This window comes from Serratia sp. FDAARGOS_506, assembly GCF_003812745.1.
Taxonomy (GTDB): domain Bacteria; phylum Pseudomonadota; class Gammaproteobacteria; order Enterobacterales; family Enterobacteriaceae; genus Serratia.
The window spans coordinates 1,881,628-1,908,533 of the sequence record NZ_CP033831.1 but is presented as its reverse complement, the minus strand read 5'-3'; the positions used below and the strand labels follow the sequence as shown (position 1 = coordinate 1,908,533).

29 protein-coding genes are annotated in these 26,906 nt (G+C 58.6%); 14 read left to right on the top strand and 15 right to left on the bottom strand.

The features are described from left to right. The first annotated feature begins 380 nt into the window (after positions 1–380). From argR to yhcN (EGY12_RS09210), 3 genes are all read left to right on the top strand, one after another. Entirely contained in the window at positions 381–851 is a 471-nt protein-coding gene (argR, locus tag EGY12_RS09220; RefSeq protein WP_016929335.1) for a transcriptional regulator ArgR, read from the top strand. A gap of 403 nt (positions 852–1,254) precedes the next feature. Further along, entirely contained in the window at positions 1,255–1,518 is a 264-nt protein-coding gene (yhcN, locus tag EGY12_RS09215; protein WP_038879766.1) for a peroxide/acid stress response protein YhcN, read from the top strand. A 120-nt stretch (positions 1,519–1,638) separates the two neighbouring features. After that, positions 1,639–1,902, top strand: coding sequence for a peroxide/acid stress response protein YhcN (gene yhcN / locus EGY12_RS09210; protein ID WP_123893211.1), 264 nt, complete (start codon positions 1,639–1,641; stop codon positions 1,900–1,902). A gap of 197 nt (positions 1,903–2,099) precedes the next feature. On the opposite strand, the gene mpl is transcribed toward yhcN (EGY12_RS09210), so the two are convergent. Beyond that, positions 2,100–3,479: a UDP-N-acetylmuramate:L-alanyl-gamma-D-glutamyl-meso-diaminopimelate ligase gene (gene mpl, locus EGY12_RS09205; RefSeq protein WP_123893210.1), complete on the bottom strand. Its 1,380-nt coding sequence runs from the start codon at positions 3,477–3,479 to the stop codon at positions 2,100–2,102. Between the two features lie 169 nt (positions 3,480–3,648). Between mpl and fbp the strand changes: the two genes are divergently transcribed. After that, a complete protein-coding gene (gene fbp, locus EGY12_RS09200; protein WP_004933587.1) occupies positions 3,649–4,653 on the top strand; it encodes a class 1 fructose-bisphosphatase in 1,005 nt (334 codons plus the stop codon). Positions 4,654–4,698: 45 nt separating this feature from the next. On the opposite strand, the gene EGY12_RS09195 is transcribed toward fbp, so the two are convergent. After that, positions 4,699–6,252, bottom strand: a complete 1,554-nt coding sequence (locus tag EGY12_RS09195; protein ID WP_123893209.1) for a methyl-accepting chemotaxis protein — start codon at positions 6,250–6,252, stop codon at positions 4,699–4,701. A gap of 260 nt (positions 6,253–6,512) precedes the next feature. Here EGY12_RS09195 and ppa point away from each other — a divergent pair, with 260 nt between their 5' ends. Further along, complete coding sequence (ppa, locus tag EGY12_RS09190) at positions 6,513–7,043, top strand: inorganic diphosphatase (protein ID WP_004933594.1); 531 nt, start codon at positions 6,513–6,515, stop codon at positions 7,041–7,043. A 52-nt stretch (positions 7,044–7,095) separates the two neighbouring features. Here ppa and EGY12_RS09185 read toward each other — a convergent pair whose 3' ends face one another. Genes EGY12_RS09185 through EGY12_RS09175 form a run of 3 tightly spaced genes read right to left on the bottom strand, consistent with a single transcriptional unit; the run spans position 7,096 to position 12,985 of the window. Continuing rightward, positions 7,096–7,443: a gamma-glutamylcyclotransferase gene (locus EGY12_RS09185; protein ID WP_033636808.1), complete on the bottom strand. Its 348-nt coding sequence runs from the start codon at positions 7,441–7,443 to the stop codon at positions 7,096–7,098. A 2-nt stretch (positions 7,444–7,445) separates the two neighbouring features. Continuing rightward, the gene (locus EGY12_RS09180; RefSeq protein ID WP_123893208.1) at positions 7,446–11,270 is read right to left on the bottom strand and encodes a translocation/assembly module TamB domain-containing protein; all 3,825 of its coding nucleotides are present in this window, start codon (positions 11,268–11,270) and stop codon (positions 7,446–7,448) included. Further along, the gene (locus tag EGY12_RS09175; protein WP_217428966.1) at positions 11,267–12,985 is read right to left on the bottom strand and encodes an autotransporter assembly complex family protein; all 1,719 of its coding nucleotides are present in this window, start codon (positions 12,983–12,985) and stop codon (positions 11,267–11,269) included. The genes EGY12_RS09180 and EGY12_RS09175 overlap by 4 nt, the downstream gene beginning before the upstream one ends. A 308-nt stretch (positions 12,986–13,293) precedes the next feature. Here EGY12_RS09175 and msrA point away from each other — a divergent pair, with 308 nt between their 5' ends. Both msrA and EGY12_RS09165 read left to right on the top strand, forming a co-directional pair. After that, a complete protein-coding gene (gene msrA / locus EGY12_RS09170) occupies positions 13,294–13,932 on the top strand; it encodes a peptide-methionine (S)-S-oxide reductase MsrA (RefSeq protein WP_123895576.1) in 639 nt (212 codons plus the stop codon). 181 nt (positions 13,933–14,113) lie between these two features. After that, on the top strand, positions 14,114–15,445 hold the full coding sequence (locus EGY12_RS09165; protein ID WP_123893207.1) for a hemolysin family protein: 1,332 nt from the start codon (positions 14,114–14,116) through the stop codon (positions 15,443–15,445). A 67-nt stretch (positions 15,446–15,512) separates the two neighbouring features. Here EGY12_RS09165 and EGY12_RS09160 read toward each other — a convergent pair whose 3' ends face one another. Continuing rightward, positions 15,513–15,719, bottom strand: a complete 207-nt coding sequence (locus EGY12_RS09160; RefSeq protein WP_004933604.1) for a DUF1107 domain-containing protein — start codon at positions 15,717–15,719, stop codon at positions 15,513–15,515. A 330-nt stretch (positions 15,720–16,049) separates the two neighbouring features. Here EGY12_RS09160 and EGY12_RS09155 point away from each other — a divergent pair, with 330 nt between their 5' ends. Continuing rightward, on the top strand, positions 16,050–16,607 hold the full coding sequence (locus EGY12_RS09155) for a YtfJ family protein (protein ID WP_049201429.1): 558 nt from the start codon (positions 16,050–16,052) through the stop codon (positions 16,605–16,607). A gap of 1 nt (position 16,608) precedes the next feature. Here the strand turns inward: EGY12_RS09155 and cysQ are convergent, their stop codons facing one another. Continuing rightward, positions 16,609–17,349 (bottom strand): 3'(2'),5'-bisphosphate nucleotidase CysQ, encoded by a 741-nt coding sequence (gene cysQ, locus EGY12_RS09150; protein WP_033644177.1) that lies wholly within the window; start codon positions 17,347–17,349, stop codon positions 16,609–16,611. A 255-nt stretch (positions 17,350–17,604) separates the two neighbouring features. Between cysQ and EGY12_RS09145 the strand changes: the two genes are divergently transcribed. Together EGY12_RS09145 and ytfE are read left to right on the top strand one after the other, a co-directional pair. Continuing rightward, positions 17,605–19,557, top strand: coding sequence for a bifunctional 2',3'-cyclic-nucleotide 2'-phosphodiesterase/3'-nucleotidase (locus EGY12_RS09145; RefSeq protein ID WP_123893206.1), 1,953 nt, complete (start codon positions 17,605–17,607; stop codon positions 19,555–19,557). Between the two features lie 120 nt (positions 19,558–19,677). Further along, positions 19,678–20,343, top strand: a complete 666-nt coding sequence (ytfE, locus tag EGY12_RS09140; RefSeq protein ID WP_060428801.1) for an iron-sulfur cluster repair protein YtfE — start codon at positions 19,678–19,680, stop codon at positions 20,341–20,343. 43 nt (positions 20,344–20,386) lie between these two features. On the opposite strand, the gene fklB is transcribed toward ytfE, so the two are convergent. Beyond that, positions 20,387–21,007: an FKBP-type peptidyl-prolyl cis-trans isomerase gene (gene fklB / locus EGY12_RS09135; protein ID WP_004933618.1), complete on the bottom strand. Its 621-nt coding sequence runs from the start codon at positions 21,005–21,007 to the stop codon at positions 20,387–20,389. 267 nt (positions 21,008–21,274) lie between these two features. Here fklB and EGY12_RS09130 point away from each other — a divergent pair, with 267 nt between their 5' ends. Further along, positions 21,275–21,946: an OapA family protein gene (locus tag EGY12_RS09130; RefSeq protein WP_123893205.1), complete on the top strand. Its 672-nt coding sequence runs from the start codon at positions 21,275–21,277 to the stop codon at positions 21,944–21,946. A 3-nt stretch (positions 21,947–21,949) separates the two neighbouring features. On the opposite strand, the gene EGY12_RS09125 is transcribed toward EGY12_RS09130, so the two are convergent. The 5 genes from EGY12_RS09125 to rpsF form a co-directional block, all read right to left on the bottom strand. Next, complete coding sequence (locus tag EGY12_RS09125) at positions 21,950–22,303, bottom strand: DUF488 domain-containing protein (RefSeq protein WP_123893204.1); 354 nt, start codon at positions 22,301–22,303, stop codon at positions 21,950–21,952. Positions 22,304–22,414: 111 nt separating this feature from the next. Then, positions 22,415–22,867 carry a 50S ribosomal protein L9 gene (gene rplI, locus EGY12_RS09120; RefSeq protein ID WP_004933629.1) on the bottom strand — a complete coding sequence of 151 codons (453 nt, stop codon included), beginning with the start codon at positions 22,865–22,867 and terminating at the stop codon, positions 22,415–22,417. A gap of 39 nt (positions 22,868–22,906) precedes the next feature. Further along, positions 22,907–23,134 carry a 30S ribosomal protein S18 gene (gene rpsR, locus EGY12_RS09115; protein ID WP_000135199.1) on the bottom strand — a complete coding sequence of 76 codons (228 nt, stop codon included), beginning with the start codon at positions 23,132–23,134 and terminating at the stop codon, positions 22,907–22,909. 4 nt (positions 23,135–23,138) lie between these two features. Further along, a complete protein-coding gene (gene priB, locus EGY12_RS09110) occupies positions 23,139–23,456 on the bottom strand; it encodes a primosomal replication protein N (protein WP_049233092.1) in 318 nt (105 codons plus the stop codon). Positions 23,457–23,464: 8 nt separating this feature from the next. Then, a complete protein-coding gene (gene rpsF, locus EGY12_RS09105; protein ID WP_004933634.1) occupies positions 23,465–23,863 on the bottom strand; it encodes a 30S ribosomal protein S6 in 399 nt (132 codons plus the stop codon). Positions 23,864–24,317: 454 nt separating this feature from the next. Here rpsF and EGY12_RS09100 point away from each other — a divergent pair, with 454 nt between their 5' ends. After that, positions 24,318–24,584, top strand: a complete 267-nt coding sequence (locus tag EGY12_RS09100) for a DUF1471 domain-containing protein (RefSeq protein WP_123893203.1) — start codon at positions 24,318–24,320, stop codon at positions 24,582–24,584. Positions 24,585–24,921: 337 nt separating this feature from the next. On the opposite strand, the gene yjfP is transcribed toward EGY12_RS09100, so the two are convergent. Continuing rightward, positions 24,922–25,674, bottom strand: coding sequence for an esterase (gene yjfP, locus EGY12_RS09095; protein ID WP_123893202.1), 753 nt, complete (start codon positions 25,672–25,674; stop codon positions 24,922–24,924). Positions 25,675–25,800: 126 nt separating this feature from the next. Between yjfP and bsmA the strand changes: the two genes are divergently transcribed. Together bsmA and EGY12_RS09085 are read left to right on the top strand one after the other, a co-directional pair. Further along, on the top strand, positions 25,801–26,109 hold the full coding sequence (bsmA, locus tag EGY12_RS09090) for a biofilm peroxide resistance protein BsmA (RefSeq protein ID WP_123893201.1): 309 nt from the start codon (positions 25,801–25,803) through the stop codon (positions 26,107–26,109). A 122-nt stretch (positions 26,110–26,231) separates the two neighbouring features. Further along, positions 26,232–26,507 (top strand): DUF1471 domain-containing protein, encoded by a 276-nt coding sequence (locus EGY12_RS09085; RefSeq protein ID WP_123893200.1) that lies wholly within the window; start codon positions 26,232–26,234, stop codon positions 26,505–26,507. Here the strand turns inward: EGY12_RS09085 and EGY12_RS09080 are convergent. Then, entirely contained in the window at positions 26,504–26,902 is a 399-nt protein-coding gene (locus tag EGY12_RS09080) for a DUF350 domain-containing protein (RefSeq protein WP_123893199.1), read from the bottom strand. The two genes, EGY12_RS09085 and EGY12_RS09080, sit on opposite strands and share 4 nt — an antisense overlap. Positions 26,903–26,906 lie beyond the last annotated feature (4 nt).

Sequence of the window (26,906 nt, the reverse complement as noted above, 5' to 3'; positions counted from 1 at the left end):
ATAAATTAGCCAATTCTTGCCTGCCGGTGTAATAAAACGGCCGCTGTCGCGCCCATTTTAGATTAAATCGCTTACGCATGAAGGGCATAGCGCACACTAATCAAAAATAGTGCGAGGTTATTCACGAGCAAGTTAACCGGCCGTTACATTACACCCTTACGCAACATCAGAACAACATCATTTTAATAACATTTTATTTACCACCGCAGGCCGATTTTCCGTCGTCAAAAGGGCATATTCATCGCGGCCGGATTTTGTTAAAATGCCGCCCTTTCCTCGCCGCCCGGTCATGTTTATTTTCTTTGGGTCGGCCTTTGTTGCATAAAAATTCATCTATATGCATAATCATGACTTCCACTATCAACATTCCACGGTGCAAAATGCGTAATCCCGCAAAACAGGAAGATCTGATCAAGACGTTCAAAGCGTTATTGAAAGAAGAAAAATTCAGTTCTCAAGGCGAGATCGTTTTGGCGCTGCAAGAAGAAGGCTTCGAAAACATTAACCAATCCAAAGTATCGCGCATGCTGACCAAGTTCGGCGCGGTACGTACGCGCAATGCCAAAATGGAAATGGTGTATTGCCTTCCTGCCGAACTCGGCGTGCCGACCACCACCAGCCCGTTGAAAAATCTGGTGCTGGACGTCGACCATAACGACGCCGTCGTGGTGATCCACACCAGCCCGGGCGCCGCGCAGCTGATCGCCCGCCTGCTCGACTCATTGGGTAAATCCCAGGGCATCCTCGGCACGATTGCCGGCGACGATACGATTTTCGTCACCCCGTCCAGCGGCTTTACCGCCCAGAAACTGCATGAAGCTATTCTGGGCGTGTTCGAGCAAGAGCTGTGAAACCTGGTGCTAACAAAGTGCGGCTGTAGCCCGCATTTTGTTAGCGCTGCTTTAACCCTCACGTAACCTTTCCTGCCCTCAGCCGCGTTTAACACTGCTTTTTTATCCCTCAGCAACACATTTCCATGACATCTACATGTAACCAGCAGTACCGACTGTGATCTTCCGCACTTTTGGTCAAAAGCACTTACCTCATTGAAATTACATAAATTTAACATCAAAAGATCGTTTTATAAGCGTTTTTTATTCCTTACAGTTATAAAAAATAGGGATCACGAGGTTAAAGTTTCACTAGAAACTGTTAGCGAACTATTAATTTTTCGCGTTACTAGCTGTATACTCATTTCCGTGAACTAAGTCACAGTTCGTTGGAACTGATAAAAGAATACGATGAGGTGAGATGATGAAAATTAAAACTACCGTTGCAACCCTGAGCGTTCTGTCCATGCTTTCATTTGGCGCGTTCGCAGCACAATCTGTTGACGCAACTCAGGCCGCAAAACTGCAGCCGGCCGGTGTGATTACCGTGAGTGGCGTTGCCGCTGCACCTTCCGACATCCGCCAGGCGCTGTCAGATAAAGCCGACGCCAAAGGGGCGACCGCTTACCGCGTGATCGAAGCCCGCAATGACGGCAACTTCCACGCAACGGCTGAAATCTACAAATAAGTACCGACGTTACCCGGCAACGGGCAATACATCTCTGGAATCAAACGCTGTCGTAACGGCCTTCAAGAATAAAAATCGCTGCCAAGCCCTTCCAGGCTGTTATGACCAAGGATCGCTATCATGAACATGAAAACTACTCTCGCTGCACTCGGCCTGCTGTCTGTCATCTCCTTCGGCGCTTCTGCCGCCCAGCTGGTGACTAACGATCAGACCGCTAGCCTGCAATCTATCGGCACCATTACCGTCAGCGGTATCGACGGCGCACCGACCGACATTCGCCAGGCGCTGTCGGAGAAAGCCGACGCTAAAGGCGCGACCGCCTACCGCGTGATCGAAGCGCGTAATGAAGGCAACTACCACGCCACCGCCGAGATTTATAAATAACAACTCTGGGGACGGCTTTGCAGAGCTGATTACCCTCGTCACTGCCACTGCCGAGTTCTGACGCAAACGCCGATTTCCCAGAGACCCTCTCGTCGTCCTATCCGACGAACCCCGTTGCCCTCGCTCGCGAGGGCTTTTTTACGCCTGTAAAAAAGGCCGCTAATGCGGCCCTTGGGTTGTCTGATGCGGCTGAGCGATCAGTAGGTCACCTTCGGTTCCTGCTTTTTCGCCAACGCTTCCAGCAGACGATCGTGAATGCCGCCGAAACCGCCGTTGCTCATCACCAGAATGTGATCGCCCGGCTGTGCGGTTTTCACCACCATATCCACCAGCGTGTCGAGATCGGCGCTCCAATGCGCCGGCTGCACGCAGGCATCCGCCACTTCCGCCACCTGCCACGGAATGTGGTGCGGCTGGAACAGGAACACTTCGTCGGCGCGACCGAGCGAAGGTGCCAGATCGTTTTTGCTGATGCCCATTTTCATGGTGTTGGAACGCGGTTCCAGCACCGCCAGAATGCGCGCCGTGCCGCCGACTTTACCGCGCAGCGCGGCCAGAGTGGCGAGGATCGCCGTCGGGTGGTGTGCGAAGTCGTCGTAAACCGTGACGCCGTTGGCTTCGCCACGCAGTTCCAGGCGGCGGCGGGCATTGATGAAATCGCCCAACGCGCGGCAGGCATCCGCCGGCTGCACGCCGACATGACGGGTGGCGGCGATGGCCATCAGGCCATTATGCATGTTGTGCTCGCCCACCAGCGCCCAGTTCACTTCGCCGACCTGTTCGCCGTCGAGGAATACCGCGTAATGGCTGGCGTCCGGCGTCAGCTTCTGCGCGCGCCAGGTGCCCTCTTCCCCCACCAGCTCCTGCTCGCTCCAGCAGCCCATCGCCATCACCTGCTTCAGGTGGCTGTCGTTGTCCGGCAGGATGATCTTGCCTTTGCCCGGCACCAGACGCACCAGGTGGTGGAACTGTTTCTGGATGGCTTTAAGATCGTCGAAGATATCGGCGTGATCGAACTCCAGGTTATTCATGATCAGCGTGCGCGGGCTGTAATGCACGAACTTGGAGCGCTTGTCGAAGAACGCGCAGTCATACTCGTCGGCCTCGATCACGAAGAACGGGCTGCCGCCGAGGCGGGCCGATACGTCGAAGTTACCCGGTACGCCGCCGATGACGAAGCCGGGCTGGTAGCCGCAGGCTTCGAGGATCCAGGTCGCCATGCCGGCGGTGGTGGTTTTGCCGTGGGTGCCGGCGACCGCCAGTACCCAGCGATCGCGCAACACGGCGTCGTGCAGCCACTGCGGGCCGGAAACGTAAGGGATGCCACGCTCCAGCACCGCCTCCACGCACGGGTTGCCGCGCGTCATGGCGTTGCCGATGATCACCAGATCCGGCGCCGGATCCAGCTGGGCTGGATCATAACCCTGAATAAGATCGATCCCCTGGTTCTCCAGCAGCGTGCTCATCGGCGGATAGACGTTGGCGTCCGAACCGGTGACGTCATGCCCCAGTGAGCGCGCCAGCATCGCTAGCCCGCCCATAAAGGTGCCACAGATCCCAAGAATGTGAATGCGCATAGGTTTCTCATGTGAGTGCATCGAATGTCGGCATATTCTAACGCTCAGAATCGTCCAGAAGAAATGGATTTGCCTATGAATGGCGCGCATCTTTGGGCTACACTGCACGCGAAAACGTTGGCGGTTTGTTAACAGGCCGCTATCCATCCGTAGATTCAGGGATTGTGTCATGAAAACGTTAGGCGAATTTATCGTCGAGAAACAGCACGACTTCTCTCACGCCACCGGCGAGCTGACCGCGTTACTTTCTGCAATTAAACTGGGCGCCAAAATCATCCACCGCGACATCAACAAGGCCGGCCTGGTTGATATTCTGGGAACCAGCGGTGTGTCCAACGTACAGGGCGAAGTTCAGATGAAACTGGACCTGTACGCGAACGAAAAGCTGAAAGCGGCGTTGAAAGCGCGTGGTGAAGTTGCGGGTATCGCTTCCGAAGAAGAAGATGAAATCGTGATATTCGACGGCGAGCGAGCTGAAAATGCCAAGTATGTCGTATTGATGGATCCGTTGGACGGTTCGTCCAACATCGATGTCAACGTCTCGGTCGGTACGATTTTCTCTATCTACCGTCGCATCACGCCGGTCGGCACGCCGGTGACCGAAGAAGACTTCCTGCAGCCGGGCAGCGCCCAGGTCGCAGCAGGTTATGTGGTTTACGGTTCGTCCACCATGCTGGTGTACACCACCGGTTACGGCGTCCACGCCTTTACTTACGACCCGTCTCTGGGCGTATTCTGCCTCTCCCACGAGAAAGTACGCTTCCCGGCGAGCGGCAACATGTATTCCATCAACGAAGGCAACTACATCAAGTTCCCTCTCGGCGTGAAGAAATACATCAAGTACTGCCAGGAGCAGGATGAAGCGACGCAGCGCCCTTACACCTCGCGCTACATCGGTTCTCTGGTGGCGGACTTCCACCGCAACCTGCTGAAAGGCGGCATCTACATCTACCCAAGCACCGCCAGCCATCCGCAAGGCAAGCTGCGCCTGCTGTACGAATGCAACCCGATGGCGTTCCTGGCTGAACAGGCCGGCGGCAAGGCCAGCGACGGCAAAAACCGCATTCTGGACATCACGCCGGTGAAACTGCACCAGCGCGCGCCATTCTTCGTCGGCACCAAGTCGATGGTAGAAGACGCGGAACGCTTCATCGCCGAAAACCCGGACGAGTAACGCGTTCTTTGCAAGGGTTCGGCGCGGCGCCGAACCCTTATCGCCTTACAGTTTGAACGCCGCCATGCTCTGCGCCAGCAGCTGAGCCTGATCTTCCAGCGAGCGCGTCGCCGCAGCCGACTCTTCCACCAGCGCCGCGTTCTGTTGCGCCACCTGATCCATCTGCGCCACCGCCAGGTTCACCTGTTCGATACCGCTGCTTTGTTCGCGCGTCGCCGCCGAGATCTCACGCATCAGCGCCGTTACCCGGCCCACTTCGCCAGTGATGCCGCTCATGGTCTGCGCCGCCGACTCCACCATCTGTTCGCCTTCCTGCACCCGGTTCTGCGACGCTTCGATCAGCCCTTTGATCTCTTTCGCCGACTGGGCGCTGCGCTGCGCCAGGTTTCGCACTTCACCGGCCACCACCGCGAAACCGCGGCCCTGTTCGCCGGCGCGCGCCGCTTCTACCGCCGCGTTCAGCGCCAGGATATTGGTCTGGAAGGCGATGCCGTCCATCACGCTGATGATGTCTGCGATGCGGCGTGAACTGTCGGTGATCGCCTGCATCTTGCTCATCACCTGGCTGACTACCTCGCTGCCCTGGTTAGCGATATCGGACACGCTCAGCGCCAGCTGGTTGGCCTGTTCGCAGTTCTCGGCGTTCATTTTCACCGTCGAGGTCAGCTGTTCCATGCTGGCGGCGGTCTCTTCCAGCGAAGCGGCCGACTCTTCGGTGCGCTGCGCCAGATGCAGGTTGCCGGCCGCCAGTTCGCGTGAACCGGTGTCAATCTGGCTGCTGGCATCGCGCACTTTGCTGACCGAACTGGCCAGCGCCTGCTGCATGCGCTGCATCGCCCGCACCAGACGGCCCATCTCGGTATCGCCCTCGCCGCGGATCTCATGGGTCAGATCGCCGCCGGCGATGTGCTCCAGTTGCGCGATAGACTCATCCAGCGGACGCAGAATGATCACGCGCAGCGCAAACCAGGCCAGCAGCGCCAACAGAACGCTGAGCAGGCCCGCCACGACGATCAGCGAGATCTTGGTGCTGGCGTTGCTTTCCGCGTCATACACCTGCTTCTCGCCAAGCTTCATGGCGAAGCTGCGGAAATCGGTGAGATCCTTTTCGAAAGCGATGCTCAACGCGGAGATGCGCGTCTCCTGAATGTGATAATACTCATCGATCTTGCCGGCCTTGATGGCGGCAGCCATCGGCTTCACCCCCTGTTCCAGATAGGTGCGATAGCTGTTTTGCAGACGATTGGAAAGTTCGCGGCCACGATCGGTCACGGTACCGACGCCGACAAAGCGCGCCATTTCCTTGTTCGACTGCTCGAGGTAACCGTAAATACGGCCCACGGTGGCGTCGGAAACATCGATCTGGCCAATCTCCCGTTGGCGCACCGCCAGCGAAGCGGCGGTTCTGGCACGCAGCGTCAGGTTGGAGCTGTTGGCCAGCGAGCCCAGCTCTTCGCCAAGGATCTGGTTGAGGGTATGGATCGAACGCGATCCTTCGTTAATCGCATTGACGCCAATAACGCTGACCATGATCAGCAGCATGGTCATCAGGCTCAGCAGGGCGATCAGCCCAGCCTTCACCGTAATCTTTTTTAGCATGAGTTCTTCCCGGCTTCAGAATAGTGAGATCAGACGTAGTAGGAGAGGTAAAACGCGGAGCCAGCTTTGCTAGCTCATTATTGTTTGTTGAAGTTATCGGCAGGCAGAGGCAAAACTTCATGCCGCGGCGGGATTAATCTGGAAATACTCCGTGCGCCGGCACGCGGGGTTTTCAACGATGAAAAGGGCAGGAAATCGTAAAAGAGTCCGCTATAATAGCCGCCACTCCATTTCTGGTTTGATGATTAAAGGAAACCGACATGAGCTTGAATCTGGTCCCTGCTGGCAAAGACCTGCCGGAAGACATCTACGTAGTAATCGAAATCCCGGCCAACGCCGATCCAATCAAATACGAAATCGACAAAGAAACCGGCGCGCTGTTCGTTGACCGCTTCATGTCCACCGCAATGTTCTACCCGTGCAACTACGGCTACATCAACCACACCCTGTCTCTGGACGGTGACCCGGTTGACGTGCTGGTTCCAACCCCATACCCACTGCAGCCGGGCTCCGTGATCCGCTGCCGTCCGGTTGGCGTACTGAAGATGACCGACGAAGCCGGCGAAGACGCCAAGCTGGTTGCGGTTCCGCACAGCAAGCTGACCAAAGAGTACGATCACGTGAAAGACGTGAACGACCTGCCGGAACTGCTGAAAGCTCAGATCGCTCACTTCTTCGAGCACTACAAAGATCTGGAAAAAGGCAAATGGGTGAAAGTGGAAGGCTGGGCAGACGCTGCCGCGGCTAAAGCGGAAATCATTGCCTCCTTCGAACGCGCCGCCAAGAAGTAATTCCTGCCGCCGTCCGATGAAAAAACACCGCTCAATGAGCGGTGTTTTTTTTTTACTGATCGTCGAGACGCTTCAGCCAGTCGCCGCTGGTAATTCGCGGGTAACCGTCCACGCTGTGTTTGTACAGGTAGATCCACGCACTCCCATAAGGCGTCTGAATCAGCTCGCGCTTATAGTCCTTGGTGTTGCTTTTCAGTTCGTCCAGCTCTGCCAGAATCGATGAGTTAATACGATACACTTCGCAATGTATCGTGCCCTCTCCAGGGATCGCCGCCGGGTAATGGCCCAGATTATAAATCTGATAGCCTTCGAGCTCGTGCTCGCCGAGCCATTGGGCGTTGGTCATCCAATGGCTGTTTCCCTGTTTGCGCCGTAAACTGCCGTAGACAATTATTCGCATCGCTAAAACTCAAACTGATAGAGCAAATCTAATGCCTGATCGAGACCAGACACCGCTTCAAGATACAACTTAGGCATCAGGCGATAACGCAACGTCAGCGTGGCCAGCGAGTCGAAAATGCCCACCCCATATTTTACTTGTAAGCCTGGGAGGACATAGCCGCTCACGACAACCTGGGAACTGTCGCCAACCCCTTGGGTGTCCAGAGCCAAATTACTCACGCCGAATGCCTCGCCGATTTTACCCACAAGTTGACCACTTTGTGCAACCCCCATGCCGATTAACATCGAGGTCATGGCGTTGCCATCGGCGCCGGAGCTGCTCAAGCCCTGGCCGCGCAGCAGGTAAGACAACGCTTCCTGTTGTGATTTGGCCGGATCGGAGAACACTTCCAGCTTCGGTGCATCCGCCAGGCCAGTCACGCGCACGCCGGCGGTCACATCGTCCTCGGTAGAGTCCGGGTTGCGGATCGCTTCGATATTGAGCAACGGCTGATCCGGTGGGCCGGAGAACATCAGCTGCCCTTTACGCACGATCAAATCCTGACCATAAGCATGGAAGCGGCCGGAAGGGATGTCAATCTGGCCATTGAGGCCCAGCCCTTTCTTGTCCTGCACCACTTTCAAATCGCCCTTCAGGCGGGCTTTAAGGCCGAAGGCGTCCAGCCGTACGTCGTTGCCGACGTGGATCATCAGATTGCTGTTGATCGGGATCGAGGCGGTCTTCGGTTGAATCGGCTTCAGTTGGTCGTCCAGCATCACTTCGTCGGAAGAGACGCCCACCGCGCTTTCCGGCAGCTCCTGCACCGTGATGCGCGCCCAGGGAATGTCGACCTTGCCGTTGAGGGAGAACAGCTGAGGCGTGGCTTCGAACACCAGATCCGGCGACACGTCGATACGGATCATCGGCGGCACCGTCACCCGCAGCTTGTCGCCCTTGGCGGAAATGCGTGCACGCCAGGCGTTGATATCACGCCAGTCGGCATCGCCCGCCAGATTCAGCTGACCGCGCGTGGTGCTGAGCAGCCCCTCCAGCGTCGAGGTCATGCCGTTGAAATTCACCGCCAGCCGCGCGTCGGTCATGTCGAACGGCATCCAGTGCCCCTGCACCTTCGCCCGATCCAACGCCAGGCGCCCAAACACCAGCGGCTTCTGCGCGCTGCCGCCCAGGCGCAGGTTGGCGTTCAGCATGCCCGCCGCGCTTTCGCCCTTCATCAGCGCCGGGTTGATCATCGCCAGCGAGATATTGGTGATGTTGACGTTGCCACTGATGGTGCGCCGCACCTGCGGATCCGCCACCTGGATATTGCCGTCGAACTGGCCGTTGTTGGTCAGTTTGATCCGCCAGTCGGCCTGCGCGCGGCCGTTGTTCAGGCCGGCGTTGAGGGTCAGCGTATCGAAGGCGATCGGCAGCGCGTTGCCCTGCACCTGCTGCACCACCTTGACGCCGTTGCCGGCCAGCGTGACTTTCGCCTCCGGCAGCGCGCCGCCCGGCTTCCAGCTGACGTCGGCCCGGCCGGTGAACACGCCGCTCAGTGCGGTTTCCGGGCCAAGGAACGGCTTGATCATCGCCAGGTCGAACCGGTTGAGCACCACGCTGGCCTGGCCGCTCTGGCCGGCTTCGATGGTCTTAGGCACACACAGCTCGGCGTTCGGATTCTGCCAACAGTGCGGCCCGACGCTGATTTTCTGCTCGGTGTTCAGGTAGTCCAGCGCGATGGCGCGCGTCAGGCGCCATTCCCCGACCGGCGTATCGAAGCGGGTATTGTTCAGATTGCCGCGCCAACGCTGCTGCTGACGATCGAAGCTGCCCTGCAGCGCCAGCTGGCCGGAGACCGGCTTACCGTCAATCTTCAGCTGCAGCTGATGCTGCTTCTCGCTGCCTTTGGCGTCGAGGGTCAGCAGGCTGACCTCCAGCGCGTCCTGCTTCAGTTGTTCGACGCGTACCGCCAACTGCCCCTGAATCTGATCCGTGGAGCGCACGTCGCCGTCGATTTTCACGCGGTTGATACGCAGTGCCTGCCACTGCAGGCCGGAAGCGGTCAAGTCCGCCAGCAGCTGCGGCGCCTGCAGATTACCGCGCAGTTTCAACAGCCCTTTGGCGGTGCCGCCGAGGCCCGGCAGCGCGCCGTCCAGACGCGGCGCGTCAATGTTGGCGTCCAGGTTCCAGCTCTTCTCGTCCAGCTGCCCTTTGATGTTCAGTTGGTTACGCCCCAGCGCCAGATCGATGCCGGGGATTTTCCACTGCCCGGCGGCGTTGCCGCTCAGCGTACCGCGCGCCGTGACCTTGTTCTGCTTCACGTTGCCATCCAACTGCAGCACCGGCACCTGCAGCTGCCAGCTGCCGCCGTGCAAGCTGCCGCGCGTGGTGATCTTGCCATCCAGCTTCGCCGGCCATTCCGGCCACTGCTTGGCGGTATTGATGCCGCTCAGCGTCAATTGCGAGGTCCAGCTGATCGCCTTGCTCCAGTCCACCAGCGCGGTAAGATCGGTATTGCCCTGCAGCGCCGCCAGCCGCAGGCGCTCCAGCTTGAACTGCTCGACGTTGCCTTTGCCGTCCAGCGTCAGCACCGCCGGCGGCAGATCCTGGCCTTTCAGATTGGCGCGCGTCGACAGCGCGTAGTCGGTCGCCTTGCCGTTAAAGCGCAGGCGGAAGTCATTAACCTGATACTGCGCCTCGCCGCTCAGCGGCCATTTCAGCTGCTTGCTCTGCAACGTCAGCGCCAGCGGCAGGCCGGCTTCGGCCAGCCGGGTTTGCACATCGAGTTGGGCGCCGACCGGGCCGGACAGGTTCAGCGCCACCTTCAGCTCGTCACGCAGCCCGCCGCCGATGTTCAGCTTCACCTTCTCGCCCTTCAGCGGTTCGATATTCAACGCGCTGTTGGCGGTCAGGGCCACCGGCCAATCGCCGGTCAGAGTCGCCTGCCCCTGCACCGACAGCATGCCCTGCGGCGACTTCACGTCGAAGTTGTCCAGCTGGATATGCTGATCCTGCGTGCTGGCCTGCAGCAACAGGCTCGTGATCAGCACGTCGGTATCTCCGGTCAACCGCAGCTGCTCGCCGCTGATCTCTTTGACGGTGATATCCAACGGCAGGCGGATATCCGGCAGATCCGGCAACAGCGGTTTGGCGAACAGTTCTTTCAGCGTTTCGCCCAGCGGCTTCTCTTCCGGCGGCTGCGCCGGCGCCGGCTTCGCCGCGTCGGCAACCTGCTCACCGACCTTTTTCGCCACCTCGACCGCCGGTTGCACCGCTTCCGGCAACGGGTTTTGCGGGGTTTTCGGTAAGGCGATCAGCAGCGAGCCGATCTTGGTGGGCATCAACGTCAGCGCACGCTCTTGCCACTGCGCGCCGGTGCGGAACTCGGCCAGCGAGATGGCGGTGTCGTCGACGGTGACCTTGACGTTGTTCAGCGCCAACAGACGCAGGGTGATCGGATAAGGGGTGCTGAGATTGGTGGTCGGCTCACTGCTCTCTTCCACCGGCGCGGAGGGCGCCATCTCTTTGGTGTTCACCGCCACGTCCACATCCTGGGCGGTCAAGGCGTTGACACACAGCGAGCTGCGTTTAAAGCAAGACAGGTCAAGGGAGAGATGGAACTGCCCGGCGTTGACCGTCACGCCCGGCATCTGATATTTCACGCCCTTCAGCGTCAGATCGCGCCAACCGCCGCTGACGCCGGCGATCTCCAGCCCCGGCACCCAGCGCGCCGCGCCGTTGATGACCATATGCAAACCGGTGGTGGTACCTATCAGGAAGGCCAAGCCACCGATCAGCAACAGCAGAACGACCAGAAATCCAAGACAAATCTTTTTAACCAGGCTCATAGTTCAGGCCCCAAACCGATGTAGAACTGCATCCCGTGGGTGTCCTTGTCCCCCACAGGTGCGGCGATATCCAGCTTCACCGGCCCTACCGGCGACTGCCAGCGCACGCCTACGCCTGCGCCGGTCTTGAAGTTGCTCTGCTTGATATCGTTCACCGCTTCACCGGAGTCGACGAACATCGCCCCCCACCATTTGCCGGTCACGTTATATTGATACTCCAGCGAACCGGTCAGCATCTTGGAAGCGCCGGTCAGCTTGCCGTCGTCACCGCGCGGCGAAATGTCTTTGTACTTGTAGCCGCGAATGCTGCGGTCACCGCCGGCGAAGAAGCGCAGATCCGGTGGCACTTTGTCGAAGTCGTTGGTTTCGATCCAGCCCACCTGCCCGCGCGCCACGAAGCGGTGCTTGTCCGCCAAAGTGCGGATCCAGACGTTCTGCGCCTGCATCAACGCGAAGTCCACGCCGGATCCCCAGGAGGTGTCGGACACGTCGATGGAGTAACGCTGGCTGTCGCCCCAGGTCGGCATCAGGCCGCCGCGCGAACGGGTGCGGTTGAAGCTGACGCCAGGGTACAGCAGCATGGTGGTGTTGCTGACGTTACCCTGGGTAAAGTTATCCCAGCGCCAGGTCAGGTTGATCGCCCGCTGCCAGCCGCTGGAGAGATCCCAGTTGCGCGAGGCCACCACTTTGGAGGTGACGGACTTGGTGTCGTTAAGATCGACGTTCTTGAGCCCGCCTTGCAACAGGTAATACTGCTCCAGGGGGTTCTTGAGCAGCGGGATCTTGTAGGTCAGATCCAGCTGCTGCTCCGGAGCCGATACGCTGGCGCTGGTTTCCAGGCTATGCCCGCGATCGTTGAGCCAGGGCTTTTTCCAGGTACCTTTCACCCGCGGACCGACGTCGGTGGAATAACCGATACCGGTTTCGACGGTGTTACGCGTGCGCGGCGTCACCAGCGCGTCCAACGGCAAAATCTTGTTCTCTTTGGCATCGTTGAAATCAGGGGACACCACCACCGAGTTGAACCAGTTGGTGGCGGACAAACGGCGGTTCAGCTCGGCCAAATCCTCCGAACTGTAGTAATCCCCCTGATGAAAGGGCACCAGATTTTGCAGATAGTCTTCGCGGATTTGCGAGCCGGTAAATTTCACCTTGCCGAAGCGATAACGTTCGCCACTGTTGAAATCGATATCCCAAAACGCCTTATGCAAATCTTCGGCCACGCCGAGCTGGCTTTTGGTCATGTCGGCGTCGAAGTAGCCTTTACGCAGCGCCAGGCCGGTCAACGAGCCTTTGAAACTGTCATACTTGCCGTGGTTGAGGATCTCGCCGATGGTCGGCCGCCCCTTCTTTACCAGCGTCAGATAGTCCTCATCGGTCTTCGCGCCACCTTCCAGCACGATGTTGGCGCCGGCGATACGCACCGGCTCGCCCGGATTGACCTTGGCGTGCAGCACCGGGCGCGACATCCCCGGCCGATCGTCCAGCGTAAACTCGATGGTCGGCTGGTAATAGCCGAGCGCGCGCAGCCCCTGGCGCACCGCCTCATCCACTCGAGCGCGGAAGCGGCCGTCGGTGCCGACCTCTTCAGGCGTGATCGACGACAGCCGCACCCGGACGTTTTTTTCCAACTCTCCGCTTAACCCCTCCACCTGCAGCCGCACATTCGCCGCGTAGGCTGCAGGTGCCGCAAGCAGCACAGATAACAAGCACATGACCGGGTACTTTGGCACGTGTTCTCCTTATTGATTTTACTTTCCTGGTATGGTGTTCGCTCCGGGGCCAGGGCAGACTCCGCGCTATCATGACGGCAGCCCTCTTCAGCCTTGTTCCGGACGCCGCCCGCCGCGCTTTGCCACCGCCGCGCAACAGGCGAATTCTTCACTTTTGGCGCTCAAAATACTGCGTTAAGCTGATACATAAACCCAACTTGCCACTTATTGTGGGCAAAGACGCGGTGAGATACAACCGAACCGCCCCCATGTAGGGTCAATTCTTACTGTGACAACAGGAGTCAACCGTGGTGCCATTTTTTGATAAATCACAAACCGTCGATAAGGCGAGCGCGCTGCCTGGCCGCACCACGCCAATGCCTGTCGCAACGCTCAACGTGGTCACCGAGCACTCGATGACCCAGGTGCCGGCAGGCATGGAGGTGGCGATTTTCGCCATGGGCTGTTTCTGGGGCGTTGAGCGCCTGTTCTGGCAGCAGCCGGGCGTCTACAGCACCGCCGCCGGCTACAGCGGCGGCTACACGCCGAACCCGACCTACCGCGAAGTGTGCAGCGGCCAGACCGGCCACGCCGAAGTGGTGCGCGTAGTGTTCGATCCGCAGGTCGTCAGCTACAAGCAGCTGCTGCAGCTGTTCTGGGAAAATCACGATCCGGCGCAAGGCATGCGCCAGGGCGGCGACGTTGGCACGCAGTACCGTTCGGCGATTTACACGCTGAGCCCAGCGCAGCAGGCCGAGGCGCAAAGCAGCCTGCAGCGCTTCCAGCAGGCGATGGACGCAGCGGGCGACAAGCGCGTCATCACTACCGAAATCGCGCCGGCGCTGCCGTTCTATTACGCGGAAGACGATCATCAGCAGTACCTGTTCAAGAACCCGGAAGGCTACTGCGGGCTGGGCGGCATCGGCGTTTGCCTGCCGCCGCAGGGCTGATTTGACGCCGGCCGGCGGCACTTTTTTTAACCGCTGGCGGCCCTTGTGGGGCAACTGCTATACTATGCGGGCCGCTTCTGCGGCCCGATAGCTTCCCTTCTGGTTGTTATCGCTGCTTTTTTTACTATGTACTACCCTTCCTCAAGAGCGCCGGCATCCCGTCGGCACGTATGGATAGATTATGTTAAACAGTATTTTACTGATTCTTTTTCTGATCGCGGTGAGTGCGTTCTTCTCACTGTCGGAAATCTCTCTGGCCGCCTCGCGCAAGATCAAACTGAAGCTGATGGCGGACGAAGGTAACGTCAACGCCGCCAGAGTGCTTAAACTGCAAGAAACCCCAGGCATCTTCTTCACCGTGGTGCAGATCGGCCTGAACGCCGTGGCTATCCTCGGCGGTATCGTCGGCGACGCGGCTTTTTCTCCCACCTTCAAGGTGTTGTTTGATCGCTTCCTGTCGCCCGAACTGGCGGAACAGGTCAGCTTCATCTGCTCCTTCGTGCTGGTGACCAGCCTGTTCATCCTGTTCGCCGATTTGACCCCGAAGCGCATCGGTATGATTGCACCAGAGACGGTCGCCGTCCGGATCATCAACCCGATGCGTTTCTCCATCATGATCTTCCGCCCGCTGGTGTGGTTCTTCAACGGCATGGCCAACCTGATCTTCCGCATGTTCAAGTTGCCGATGGTGCGCAAGGACGACATCACCTCCGACGACATCTACGCCGTGGTGGAAGCCGGCGCCCTGGCGGGCGTGCTGCGCAAGCAAGAGCATGAGCTGATTGAAAACGTGTTCGAACTGGAATCGCGCACCGTGCCGTCTTCGATGACCTCGCGCGAAAGCGTGGTGTACTTCGATCTGCGCGAAAGCGAAGAGAGCATCAAAGAGAAGGTCTCGACCCACCCGCACTCCAAGTTCCTGGTGTGCGACGGCCATATCGATCAGGTAGTCGGCTACGTCGATTCCAAAGACCTGCTGAACCGCGTGCTGGGCAACCAGAGCCTGGTGCTGAGCAGCGGCGTGCAGATCCGCTCGGCGCTGATCGTGCCGGATACGCTGACGCTGTCCGAAGCGCTGGAAAGCTTCAAGACCGCCGGCGAAGACTTCGCGGTGATCCTCAATGAATATGCGTTGGTGGTGGGCATCATCACCCTTAACGACGTGATGACCACGCTGATGGGGGATTTGGTTGGCCAGGGCCAGGAAGAGCAGATCGTGGCGCGCGACGAAAGCTCATGGCTGATTGAAGGCGGCACGCCGATCGACGACGTGATGCGCGTGCTGGACATCGACGAGTTCCCGCAGGCGGGCAACTACGAGACCATCGGCGGCTTTATGATGTATATGCTGCGCAAGATCCCGAAACGCACCGACTTCGTCAAATACGCCGGCTACAAGTTCGAAGTGGTGGATATCGACAGCTACAAGATAGACCAGCTGCTGGTCACCCGGCTGAGCGACAAACCGGCAGCGGTGCTGCCGAAGGCGCCGGAAGACTCCCCGGCGTCTTGACGGCAGCCGGCAAAAACATCAGCGGCCCCCTCGGGGCCGCATTTTTTTACCGCTGTCAGCGTGGTGTTCAACCCATCTCGGTCTGCAACAGCAGCACCTGACGGTTTACTTCAGACATCACGCTGAAATGGCGCTTGTCACGGATCTTCGGCGGCAGGATTTTCCCTTCGTCGAATTCAAATGCGCCCACGTCCTTGATATACAGCCTTCCGCGAAACAGGGTCTTAACGTACTTTGCCACTTTCAAAGGGTTATAACGCTGGAAGATTCTCATTCTTTTACGCTCCTCCCGTTGATCCATGCGCTCAGCGAGCCGCCAAAGGTGGCAGCCTCGAAATTCAGAACGCAACTTGATTGCATGTAGTAGACCCAGTAAAGACCAGAACGTTCACTTCTGCCCGGAGATCTACGCTGGATTTACACTTTTTGACAGAATTGTATATGATAATTTATAACGTTTTCAGGATATCCCTTCAAAATCTGATGATTAGCGAACCAAGGGAAAATCTGCGATCCGGTTAACAGGACAGACCTCTTATCACATCCTATGCTTTAGGCTGTCGAAGTGCTGTCGCACAAATTCCACTCATTACAAGGAGAAAGCATGAAAACAAGTCGCATGCTGATGGTATCCCTGCTGCTCGCCCCGCTTTTCGCTTCCGCGCACAACTTCCAGCTCCAACAGCGCGTGGCGCCGGTCGGCGTCAGCGACAAAGGAGAGCTCAATTACGCTGATGGTAATTTTAGCTACAAGAACTGGAACAGCGCGCAGCTCAGTGGAAAAGTGCGAGTGATACAACATATTGCCGGCCGCAGCTCCGCCAAAGACATGAACGACCCACTGATTGAAGCGATCAAGAAAGCGAAGCTACCACACGATCGTTACCAAACGACGACAATCGTCAACACCGACGATGCCCTGATGGGCACCGCGATGTTCGTGCGCAGCAGCATTGAAGACAGCAAGAAGGAGTTCCCGTGGTCGCAGTTCATCGTCGACAGCGACGGTAACGTGCGCAAAGCCTGGGATCTGCAGCCAAAAGGCTCAGCTATTGTGGTGCTGGATAAGCAAGGGCGCATTCAGTTCGCCAAAGATGGCGCGCTGACACCGGAAGAGGTGCAGCAGGTAATGTCCAAGCTGCACCAGCTGTTGGCGAACTAACTCAAAATAGCGAAACCCGGAAGCCGGGGTTGAGGAAGGATTCACGCGGGGTATAGAGCAGCGGCTTGCCCTGCCAATCGTGAATTTGTGCCCCGGCGGCCACCGCCACCGCATGCCCTGCGGCGGTGTCCCAAATGTTGGTCGGCCCGAAGCGCGGATAGAGCTGCGCCTTGCCTTCCGCCACCAGGCAGAACTTCAGCGAGGAACCGACGGATACGGTCTGGTGCTCGCCCAGCTGCTGCAAATAGTCTTTCAGTTCGTCGTCGATATGCGAACGGCTCACCACCACCAGCGGCGGATGCGCGTTGCTGACGCCGATCGCCTGCCGCACGCCCTTCTCCTCTTTCCAGGCCTTGCCGCGCTCCGCCAGATACAACACGTCGATCGCCGGGGCGTACACCACCCCCATCACCGCCTGTCCGTCTTCAATCAGGGCGATATTGACCGTGAACTCACCGTTGCGGTGCAAGAACTCTTTGGTGCCGTCCAATGGATCGACCAGCCAGTAGCGCGTCCAGTTGCGGCGTTCTTCCCACGCCGGCGGATCTTCTTCCGACAACAGCGGCACCTCAGGCGTCAGCGCCGCCAGGCCGCGCTTGATGATGTGATGTGCCGCCAGATCGGCCGCCGTCACCGGTGAATCATCTTTTTTCTGTGCGACATCAAGCGGTTGTTCACCGTCGTACACCGCCATGATCGCCGCCCCCGCCTCGCGGGACAGTTGGCAAATTCGCTCTAACATCATGCACCTCAACTCTGCATCTCCGTGGGAAATTTCCCTCTGTCTCTGCTAGCAGACTAGTTTTTTTTACGCCGAATATCCATCTCAACCGGCTAACCCCCGGGAATTCCTCAGATCTTGTTGGGCACAACTGTGAACTTCCCCGCGTTACCTGCCGCCGTTTTCTGCCACACTTCACAGTTTGCTGTGGCAAGCAATGTTAATTACATTTCCCTCTGCGATAACACTCGAATAATGGAATGGAGAGAGCTCAAAATGATGAAGCATCCACTGACGCTGTCCGCGCTTGCGCTGCTGGTGTGCGCCTCGGCGCAGGCGGCCACCGTCGACCTGCGCGTGCTGGAAACCACCGACTTGCACAGCAACATGATGGACTTCGATTACTACAAGGACACACCGACCGATAAATTCGGCCTGGTGCGCACCGCCAGCTTGATCCAGCAGGCGCGCCAACAGGCCGCCAACGCAGTGTTGGTGGACAACGGCGACATCATTCAGGGCAGCCCGCTCGGCGACTACATGGCGGCCAAAGGGCTGAAACCGGGCGACGTGCATCCGGTCTATAAGGCGATGAATACGCTGGACTACGTGGTCGGCAACATCGGCAACCATGAATTCAACTACGGGCTGGACTACCTGAAGAACGCCATCGCCGGCGCCAAGTTCCCGTATATCAACGCCAACGTCATCGACGCCAAAACGCAAAAACCGCTGTTCACGCCGTACATCATCGTCGATACACCGGTGAAAGACCGCGACGGCAAGGCGCATACGCTGCGCATCGGCTACATCGGCTTCGTGCCGCCGCAGATCCTGGTGTGGGACAAGGCTAACCTGCAGGGCAAGGTGACGGTGGATGACATCACCGCCACCGCCAAACGCTACGTGCCGGAAATGCGTAAACAGGGCGCCGATCTGGTGGTGGCGATCCCGCATTCCGGGCTGTCCAGCGAGCCTTACAAGGCGATGGCGGAAAACTCGGTCTACTACCTCAGCCAGGTACCGGGCATCGACGCCATCATGTTCGGCCACGCCCATGCGGTGTTCCCGAGCAAGGACTTCGCCAACATCAAAGGCGCGGATATCGAGAAGGGCCTGCTGAACGGCGTACCGGCGGTGATGCCGGGCCAATGGGGCGATCATCTCGGCGTGGTCGACCTGCAGCTCAACAACGATAGCGGCAGCTGGAAAGTGACCGCCGCCAAAGCGGAAGCACGGCCGATCTACGACAAAGAGAACAAGAAATCGCTGGCGGCGGAAGACGCTGCGCTGGTGAATGTGTTGGCGGACGATCACAAGGGCACGCGCGAGTTCGTCAGCCAGCCGATCGGCAAATCCGACGGCAACATGTATAGCTACCTGGCGCTGGTGCAGGACGATCCGACGGTGCAAATCGTCAACAATGCACAGAAGGCCTACGTCGAACATTACATCCAGGGCGACCCGGATCTGGCCGATCTGCCGGTACTTTCTGCGGCGGCGCCGTTCAAAGTCGGCGGCCGCAAGAACGATCCGGCCAGCTTCGTCGAAGTGGAAAAGGGCCAACTTACCTTCCGCAACGCCGCCGATCTCTATCTCTACCCCAATACCCTGGTGGTGGTGAAGGCCAGCGGCAAAGAGGTGAAAGAGTGGCTGGAGTGCTCCGCAGGCCAGTTCAACCAGATCGACGTCAACAGCGGTAAACCGCAAGGCTTGATCAACTGGGACGGCTTCCGCACCTATAACTTCGACGTGATCGACGGCGTCAACTACCAGATCGACGTCAGCCAGCCGGCGCGCTACGACGGCGAATGCCAACTGATCAACGATAAAGCGGAGCGCATCAAGCAGCTGACCTTCAACGGCAAGCCGATCGATCCGAACGCCACCTTCCTGGTCGCCACCAACAATTACCGCGCCTACGGCGGCAAATTTGCCGGCACCGGCGACAAACACATCGCCTTCGCTTCGCCGGACGAGAACCGCTCAGTGCTGGCAGCCTACATCAGCGCCGAAACCCAACGGCGCGGCGCGGTGCATCCGCAGGCGGACAACAACTGGCGTTTGGCGACCTTCAGCAGCCAGCAGCCGCTGGATATCCGCTTCGAGACCTCGCCGTCGGACAAAGCGACAGCGTTTATCAAGGAGCACGCTCAATATCCGATGACCGCCGAGGGCAATGACCGCATCGGCTTCGCGGTGTATCGTATCGATCTCAGCGCGAAATAATCACCCGGCCGGGGCCTCACCCACCCCGGCCATCTCCTCTTCGATTTTCCCGCTGGTGCGCCCTTTAAATTGCATTTAAAATGCATGTTATTAGATTCCTTCGTTTAAAGAGGCACTACCATGGATTACCGCAATCAATCCCTTGGCGCGCTCGCTATCGCCATTCCCCGTGCATCCCGTCTGTTTCGCCAGCATCAGCTGGATTTCTGCTGCGGCGGCCGGCAATCGCTGGCACGCGCCGCCGAGCGCAAAGGGCTGAACATCGACCAGTTGGAGAACGCGTTGGCCGCGCTCGCCGCCACGCCGGAGCAAAGCCGGGACTGGCGCACGGCGCCGCTCGGTGAGGTGATCGATTACATTCTGCCGCGCTTTCATCAGCGGCATCGCGAGCAGCTGGCAGAGCTGGTGCTGATGGCGGAAAAGGTCGAACGCGTGCACGGCGACAAGCCCAGCTGCCCGCGCGGGTTGGCGAAGCAGCTGAATCTGATCCGCCTGGATTTGGAGAATCACATGATGAAAGAAGAGCAGATCCTGTTCCCGCTGATCAAACAGGGCATGGGGCCGCAGGCCGCCGGACCGATCTCGGTGATGGAGCATGAACATGACGAGGCGGGCGAGCAGCTGGAAGTGGTGAAGTTCCTCACCGATAACGTAACGCCGCCGGAGGGCGCCTGCACCACCTGGCGAGCGCTGTACACCGGCATCGACGAGTTCATCGGCGATCTGATGGAGCACATCAGCCTGGAAAACAATCTGCTGTTCCCGCGCGCACTGCGCGGCGCATAAAATAAGGGCGCCACGAAGGCGCCCAGCGCAATCCTCGGTGGGATTACAGGATTTCCAGCAGCTCGACGTCGAACACCAGCGCGCTGAACGGCGGGATGGACGCGCCTGCACCACGCTCGCCGTAGGCCAGGTTGTGCGGGATATACAGCTGCCATTTGGAGCCGACCGGCATCAGGGTCAGCGCTTCAATCCAGCCAGGGATCACACCGCTGACCGGGAATTCTGCCGGCTGACCGCGCTCGACCGAGCTGTCGAACACGTCGCCATTGATCAGACGACCGGTGTAGTGCACACGCACGCGGTCCTGACGGGACGGGATCGGGCCGTTGCCCTGCTCCAGCACGGAGAACTGCAGGCCGGACTCGGTCAGCGTCACGTCGTCGCGCTTGGCGTTGTCATCCAGGAATTTCTGGCCTTCAACGGCCATCGCCTGCTGACGCTCACGGCGCACCGCGTCCGCACGCTCATGGATTTCACGCAGCGCACGGTGCACCACGTCTACCGGAACCGCCGGGGCATTCCCTTCCAGCGCGTCACGCAAACCCGCCAGCAAAGCTTCCGGTTGCAAACCTTCCAGCCCGGACTCTTGCAGCTGCTGGCCGACCTGTAAACCAATCCCGTAACTTGCTTGCGCTTCAACGCTGTCAAAAGAAGGGGTTGTCATGGGGTTTTCCTTAAGTCTGTAAAAAGTCGAAAGCGCAGCATAACAGCGCGTCAATGCCGGGTAAAATCTTGTGTGGAGAATGATGACTTTTGTCGTAGAAAAAGAAACAATAACCTTCTGTTAACGCCCGCAGCCGCAAACCCCGGCTCTGCCGCTCAGCTGCCTTTCGCTTCAATCAGTTAGCGGACTATACTGAAAGCAGGATATCGGGCAGGCGAGGCGCTTGCCGCGCCGCGCTAATTACTACGCCGTCGAAGAGAGGTCACCATGGGCAGAATCGCGCCCAGGAGAAGGAAAACCACCCGCATCTACCAGCCGCTGCTGCGCACCTGGCTGAACGTCAGCCAGCGCCTGAAACCGGGCGCCGCACCCACGTCTGAAGGCGCGGAACCGCCATCGGAGCCACCATCGGCCAACGACAAAATGCAGCAGGTCAAAGCGCTGCTGGCCAAAGTCTGGCATCTGCCGGACGGTTTCCATTGGATGGAGCCGCTGCCCTACTTTCATCGCCGCTGGGTGCTGATCTTCGGCATCATCCTGCTGCTGGCCCTGCTGTGGCCCTACTCGCCCGAAAGACAGCCGTTCCCGGTTTCCCAGCAGGAAACCAGCGTGCCGCTGCAGGCCGACCTGCAAAACGGCGGCGGCGCCGCTTCAGCCAACGAACCGGCGCCGGCGGGCAACTGGCAGCGTTATCAGATCCAGCCCGGCCAAACCCTGGCCCAGCTGTTTCGCGACAACAATCTGCCGGTGAATGACGTGTTCGCCATGGCGCAGGTGGAAGGCGGCGACAAGCCGCTGAGCAACATGAAAGCCGGCCAGGAAGTGCGCATCGAACGCGACGCCAACGGCGTGATTAACGCGCTGTCGGTCACCACGGTGGACAACAACCAGGCGCTGTTCCGCCGCCAGGCCGACGGCAGCTACCGCCGGGAACGCTAATCCCTACAGCTGCGCCAGCAAAAACTCGCGCAGCACCACGCCCTGATTGTGCTCGGTATCTTTGCTGCCATACAGCAGCGTCAGCGCTTGCCCCTGCCGTAACAGAGCCACCAGCGGCTGCCAGGCATCGTTGGCCGCCAGCTGTCGCCGGTAACGCTCCTCGAAGAGCGCCCACTGGTCGGTATGCTGATGGAACCACTTGCGCAGCTCGTCATCCGGCGCTACCTGTTTCAGCCACTGCACGCCCGTCAGCCGTTCCTTGCTGATGCCGCGCGGCCATAGCCTGTCTATCAGATAACAGTGTTCCGGCGCCGGCGCGCTGAAATCGTAAACCCGCTGTAGCGTAATTTTTGCCATCGCACGCTCTCCTTTTCATCCCGTCTTCAAGCGTAGCGCGTTTTGCCGGGCGCAGAAAAGCAAAACGCCAGCGCGAGGCTGGCGTTTTAACCGGGTTAACAGCCGCGTAAATTACGCTTCTGCAACCACAACTACATTCAGCTGTGCGAACACGTCGCTGTGTACCTGGAAGTGCACTTCGTGCTCGCCAGTGGTACGCAGAACGCCGTTCGGCAGACGAACTTCGCTCTTGGCAACTTCAACGCCTGCCGCAGTGACTGCGTCAGCGATGTCGCGGGTGCCGATAGAGCCGAACAGTTTACCTTCGTCGCCAGATTTGGAAGCGATGGTGACTGAACCCAGTTCGTTGATCTTGGTTGCGCGAGCTTCAGCAGCAGCCAGAACGTCAGCCAGTTTGGCTTCCAGTTCAGCACGGCGTGCTTCGAAGAACTCAACGTTTTTCTTGGTAGCAGGAACAGCTTTGCCCTGTGGTACCAGGAAGTTACGAGCGTAGCCCGCTTTAACGTTAACTTGATCACCCAGGCTGCCCAGGTTTGCTACTTTATCAAGCAGAATAACTTGCATTACCTTATCCTCTCAAAGTCGTTAATGGACAGTGGCCGATTACTGATGACGATCAGTGTACGGCAACAAAGACAGGTAGCGCGCGCGCTTGATAGCACGGGCCAGCTGGCGCTGATATTTTGCACGAGTACCGGTGATACGGCTCGGTACAATTTTACCACTTTCGGTGATGTAGTTTTTCAGCGTAGCGATGTCTTTATAGTCAATCTCTTGAACGCCTTCCGCGGTGAAACGGCAGAACTTGCGACGACGGAAATAACGTGCCATTTGGCTAGTCTCCAGAATCTATCAATTCAATCTGCTCGGCATGCAGAACCAATTTGCTCAGCCCGTTGCGCCCTTGATGGCAGCTTACAAAGCCTTGCACGGTAATCTGACTGCCGACCGTTAATCTTTGAGTTAGTGCTTGTGACTGTTGTCCGCTGACAACCACGGGCATTCGGCACCATGCTTGTCTGCTGAATCCGGCTTCCATCTGCTGCGAACGGTGCTCTAGCACAAATTGGCAGTGCGGTATCCCGGAAGGACTCACTTTTCGAACCGGCGCCTTGCACACAGTGCCCGACAAAACCAGACGATTAGCCGTCACGGCGGCAATTACTCTTCAGAATCCCCAGCATCTGCATCATCTGCGGTTTCGTTAGCGAAGTCTTCGCGGCGATCGCCACGACGTTCGTCTTTCGCTTTAACCATCGGAGATGCTTCAGTTACCGCGTGCTTAACGCGCATAACCATGCTGCGGATAACGGCGTCGTTGAAGCGGAAGTTAGTTTCCAGCTCATCGATCGCTTCCTGCGGTGCTTCAACGTTCAGCAGAACGTAGTGCGCTTTGTGCAGTTTGTTGATCGGATAAGCCAGCTGACGGCGGCCCCAGTCTTCCAGACGGTGAATCTGACCTTGCGCGTTAGTGATGGTAGCACTGTAACGCTCGATCATGCCCGGAACCTGTTCGCTTTGGTCAGGATGGACCATAAAAACGATTTCGTAATGACGCATCGAATTGCTCCTTACGGATTATTCAGCCTCCTGTCAGGGTCAACCGCGGCCCATGGAAGCAAGGAACGTGTTTAGTGTGCGGCTGAAAAATGACGCGTAATCATACTGACGCAGGGCGGGAAACTCAAGGACTGCGTGGGTTTTATTCGCGTTAATGCAAGGCTCTATGGGAAATAGCACGATTTGCTCGTGGGAGAACCTATGTACGCCGATCCATCGGTTTCAAAAATCTTTCAATGAAATCAGCGCTGAGTCACAAATCTATTTCATTTTTTTTGAAAGAGGTCATCAAAAGCACCCGCTTTTTAATCCGCTGCAACGGACTAAAATTAACCATATCCGCCGCAGACAGCGCGACGAAAAAGTTTCCAGGTTATTCAATGCAGATAAATGACTTTTTGCCGCAGCGACACTCGCTGTCAGGCCGTAACGGCAAGAGGTTAAGAGAGGCACTATGAAACGCATCATTCTCGCGACGGCGCTGACCGCCTTGTTCTCCGCCAACGTGATGGCCGCGACGGAGATCAGCACGCACCAGGCCGATCAACGCCAGAGCGTCGGCTTCGTCACCCTGAACCAGAACGTGGTTTCGCCAGATGACGCCAGCAGCCAGGTCAGTAAAATCGCCGATCAACGCGGCGCAAGCTCTTATCGCATCATCGCCCTGCACGAACCGGGCGACAACAGCACGATGCACGTCAGCGCCGAACTGTACCGCTAAAGAGACGCGCCACGCCAGGGACTCCCCAGGGCTTCATCAGAAAGCCCGTTCAGCCAGCACCGGAGCGCCGCCCGTTGGGCGCTCCACTTTCTCACCCGTCACAGCTTGAGCAACGCCGGCATGCTGAACGCCGCTGAGTTAAGCTCGGCGCGCGCTTTCATCGTTCCCATTAAACCGCGATCGGTCTCGGCCGTACTGCTGACGCTCGTCATCATGCCCTCTGCGCCTTGCGGCTCTGAAAGAACTCACGCAGACATTCTCCCCTTCACTCGACCAAACGATGGGTGAAACAGCCCGCACAGAGCGGTGCAATTCCATGCAACACGCCCGGCGCGCATTACAGCTCGCGGCGGAAGAAGTCGGCCGTGGCGGACAGCGCCAGCGGCGTGATGCGGTGCTTCACCCCCGGTTCGATGAGCGACGTCAAACGGCCGTCCGCGCCATGTAACCGCAATTCAGCCGCCAAACGCAGGCTGTCCGCCGCCGGCACCACGTCGTCCGTCTCGCCGTGCCACAGCAGCAGCGGCCGCCCGACGATCGTCTCCAAACGCCCTTCCAGCTCATATTCCGCCAGCACGGCGGTGCGCGCCGCAAACGCCGCCGGCGAGAGCGCCTCGCCCTCTTCGTCCAACGGCGGATACAGCGTTTGCGCCAGCGCCCGATAATAGCCGGAACCCATCAGGCTGGCGGCCGCCCGGATCCACGGGAAGCGTGCGAAGGCGCCAAGCGCGGTCATGCCCCCCATAGAGGCGCCGGCAACGCCGATACGCCCGTCGGCAATCAGGCCGAGCCGCTCGAAATGCGCCTTGATCTGCGGTAACTCGTCGATATTACTGCGCAGGATCTCCCAAAACGTGGCCAGACGCCGCGCCTCATCGCCGTCGAACCGCTCGCCGTGCCGATCGGCATCCGGCAATACCACCCGAAAACCAACTCGCGCCAGCGCATAGGCGAAGTAGGCGTACACCTCTTTCGATGAGGTATAGCCATGACAAAAGAACACCGTTGGCAAGGGCCGGTGATAGTGTCCTGCGGGGACGGCGTGGATCACCGCAATATCGCCCGCCCGCTCGTCATGAATTTCGATCATCCGTTTATCCTCTGCTCACCTGTTGGCATTCATCATGACAAACTTGCGCCAGCCAGCGTTAGCTCAATCTGTTCCAGCTTATATTGCGTTACACTGAAGCCATCTACCGGCTTTTCAGAGGTCACCATGACGCTTGTCCGCACACTCATTGCCCTGACGCTGGCCGCACAGCTTTCCGCCTGCGGCCTCATGACCACCACGCCGAAACTGCCACCGCCGCCCACTGCACAGGCGCAGGAAATCGTCCGCGCGCAGACCGCCGAGCTGGTGAAAATCGGTACCGTTACCGCCGTAGTGCGCGGCAGCCCGATGGACGTAGAAGCAGAGATCCAACGCAAGGCCACCGCCGCCGGCGCCCGGTATTACGTGATCATCATGAACAGCGAGACCATCGTGCCGGGCCAATGGTATTCCCAGGCGATCCTGTATCGGTAAGGCGGGGATTTTTAAGCAGATTTACACTGCCTTTGCACAGGCTGAAGTTGGGTGCTGCACACTGGCGGACAGCATGCCGCATGTTGCGGGTGTCGATTCAGGATCTGACGAAGGGGAACGCCATGAAACGCTCCGCCGCACTCACCTCCCTCCTGCTTTCGGTAGGGCTGCTCAGCACCGGCGCACAGTCCGCCGAGCTGGCGCCCGCCGATCGCGTGACGCCGCTCAGTGAAATCGCCGAGATCACCTTTAACGATCTGCCCGGTTCACCACAGGAGGCGGAGCAGACCATCGCCCGTACCGCCGGCCAACACGGCGCCAGCTATTACCGCATCCTGCGGATGGAAGAACAGGCGCACCCGCTTGGCTGGCGCGCCTCGGCCATTTTATACCTTTAGTAACTCATGCAAGCCGCATTCAACACGCCGCCGCTGACGGAGACGCCCCCCAAGAAAATCCCGGCGGCCAGGTGATTCGCTTCGATTTTTTCGCTGATGCGCGGCATGTAGATCTTCACGGCCGCGAACAGCAGCAGTTGCACAACCAGCGCCACCACGCCCCACAGCAGGTAATCCAGCAGGCTGATCGAGTTGATCGCCGCGCTGGCCAACGGGATCACATACCCCAGGCAGGCGCCGATGAAAGCAAAGGCAGCGGATTGATTATCGGCCTTGATCAGCGTCCATTCATCGTGCGGGGTGATGCGGGTATAGACGAACAGAAACACCAAAATCATGGCGAAACCGCTGAAGAAATAAGAGGCGAACGCTGCCAACGCGCTGAGAATATCCATGTGC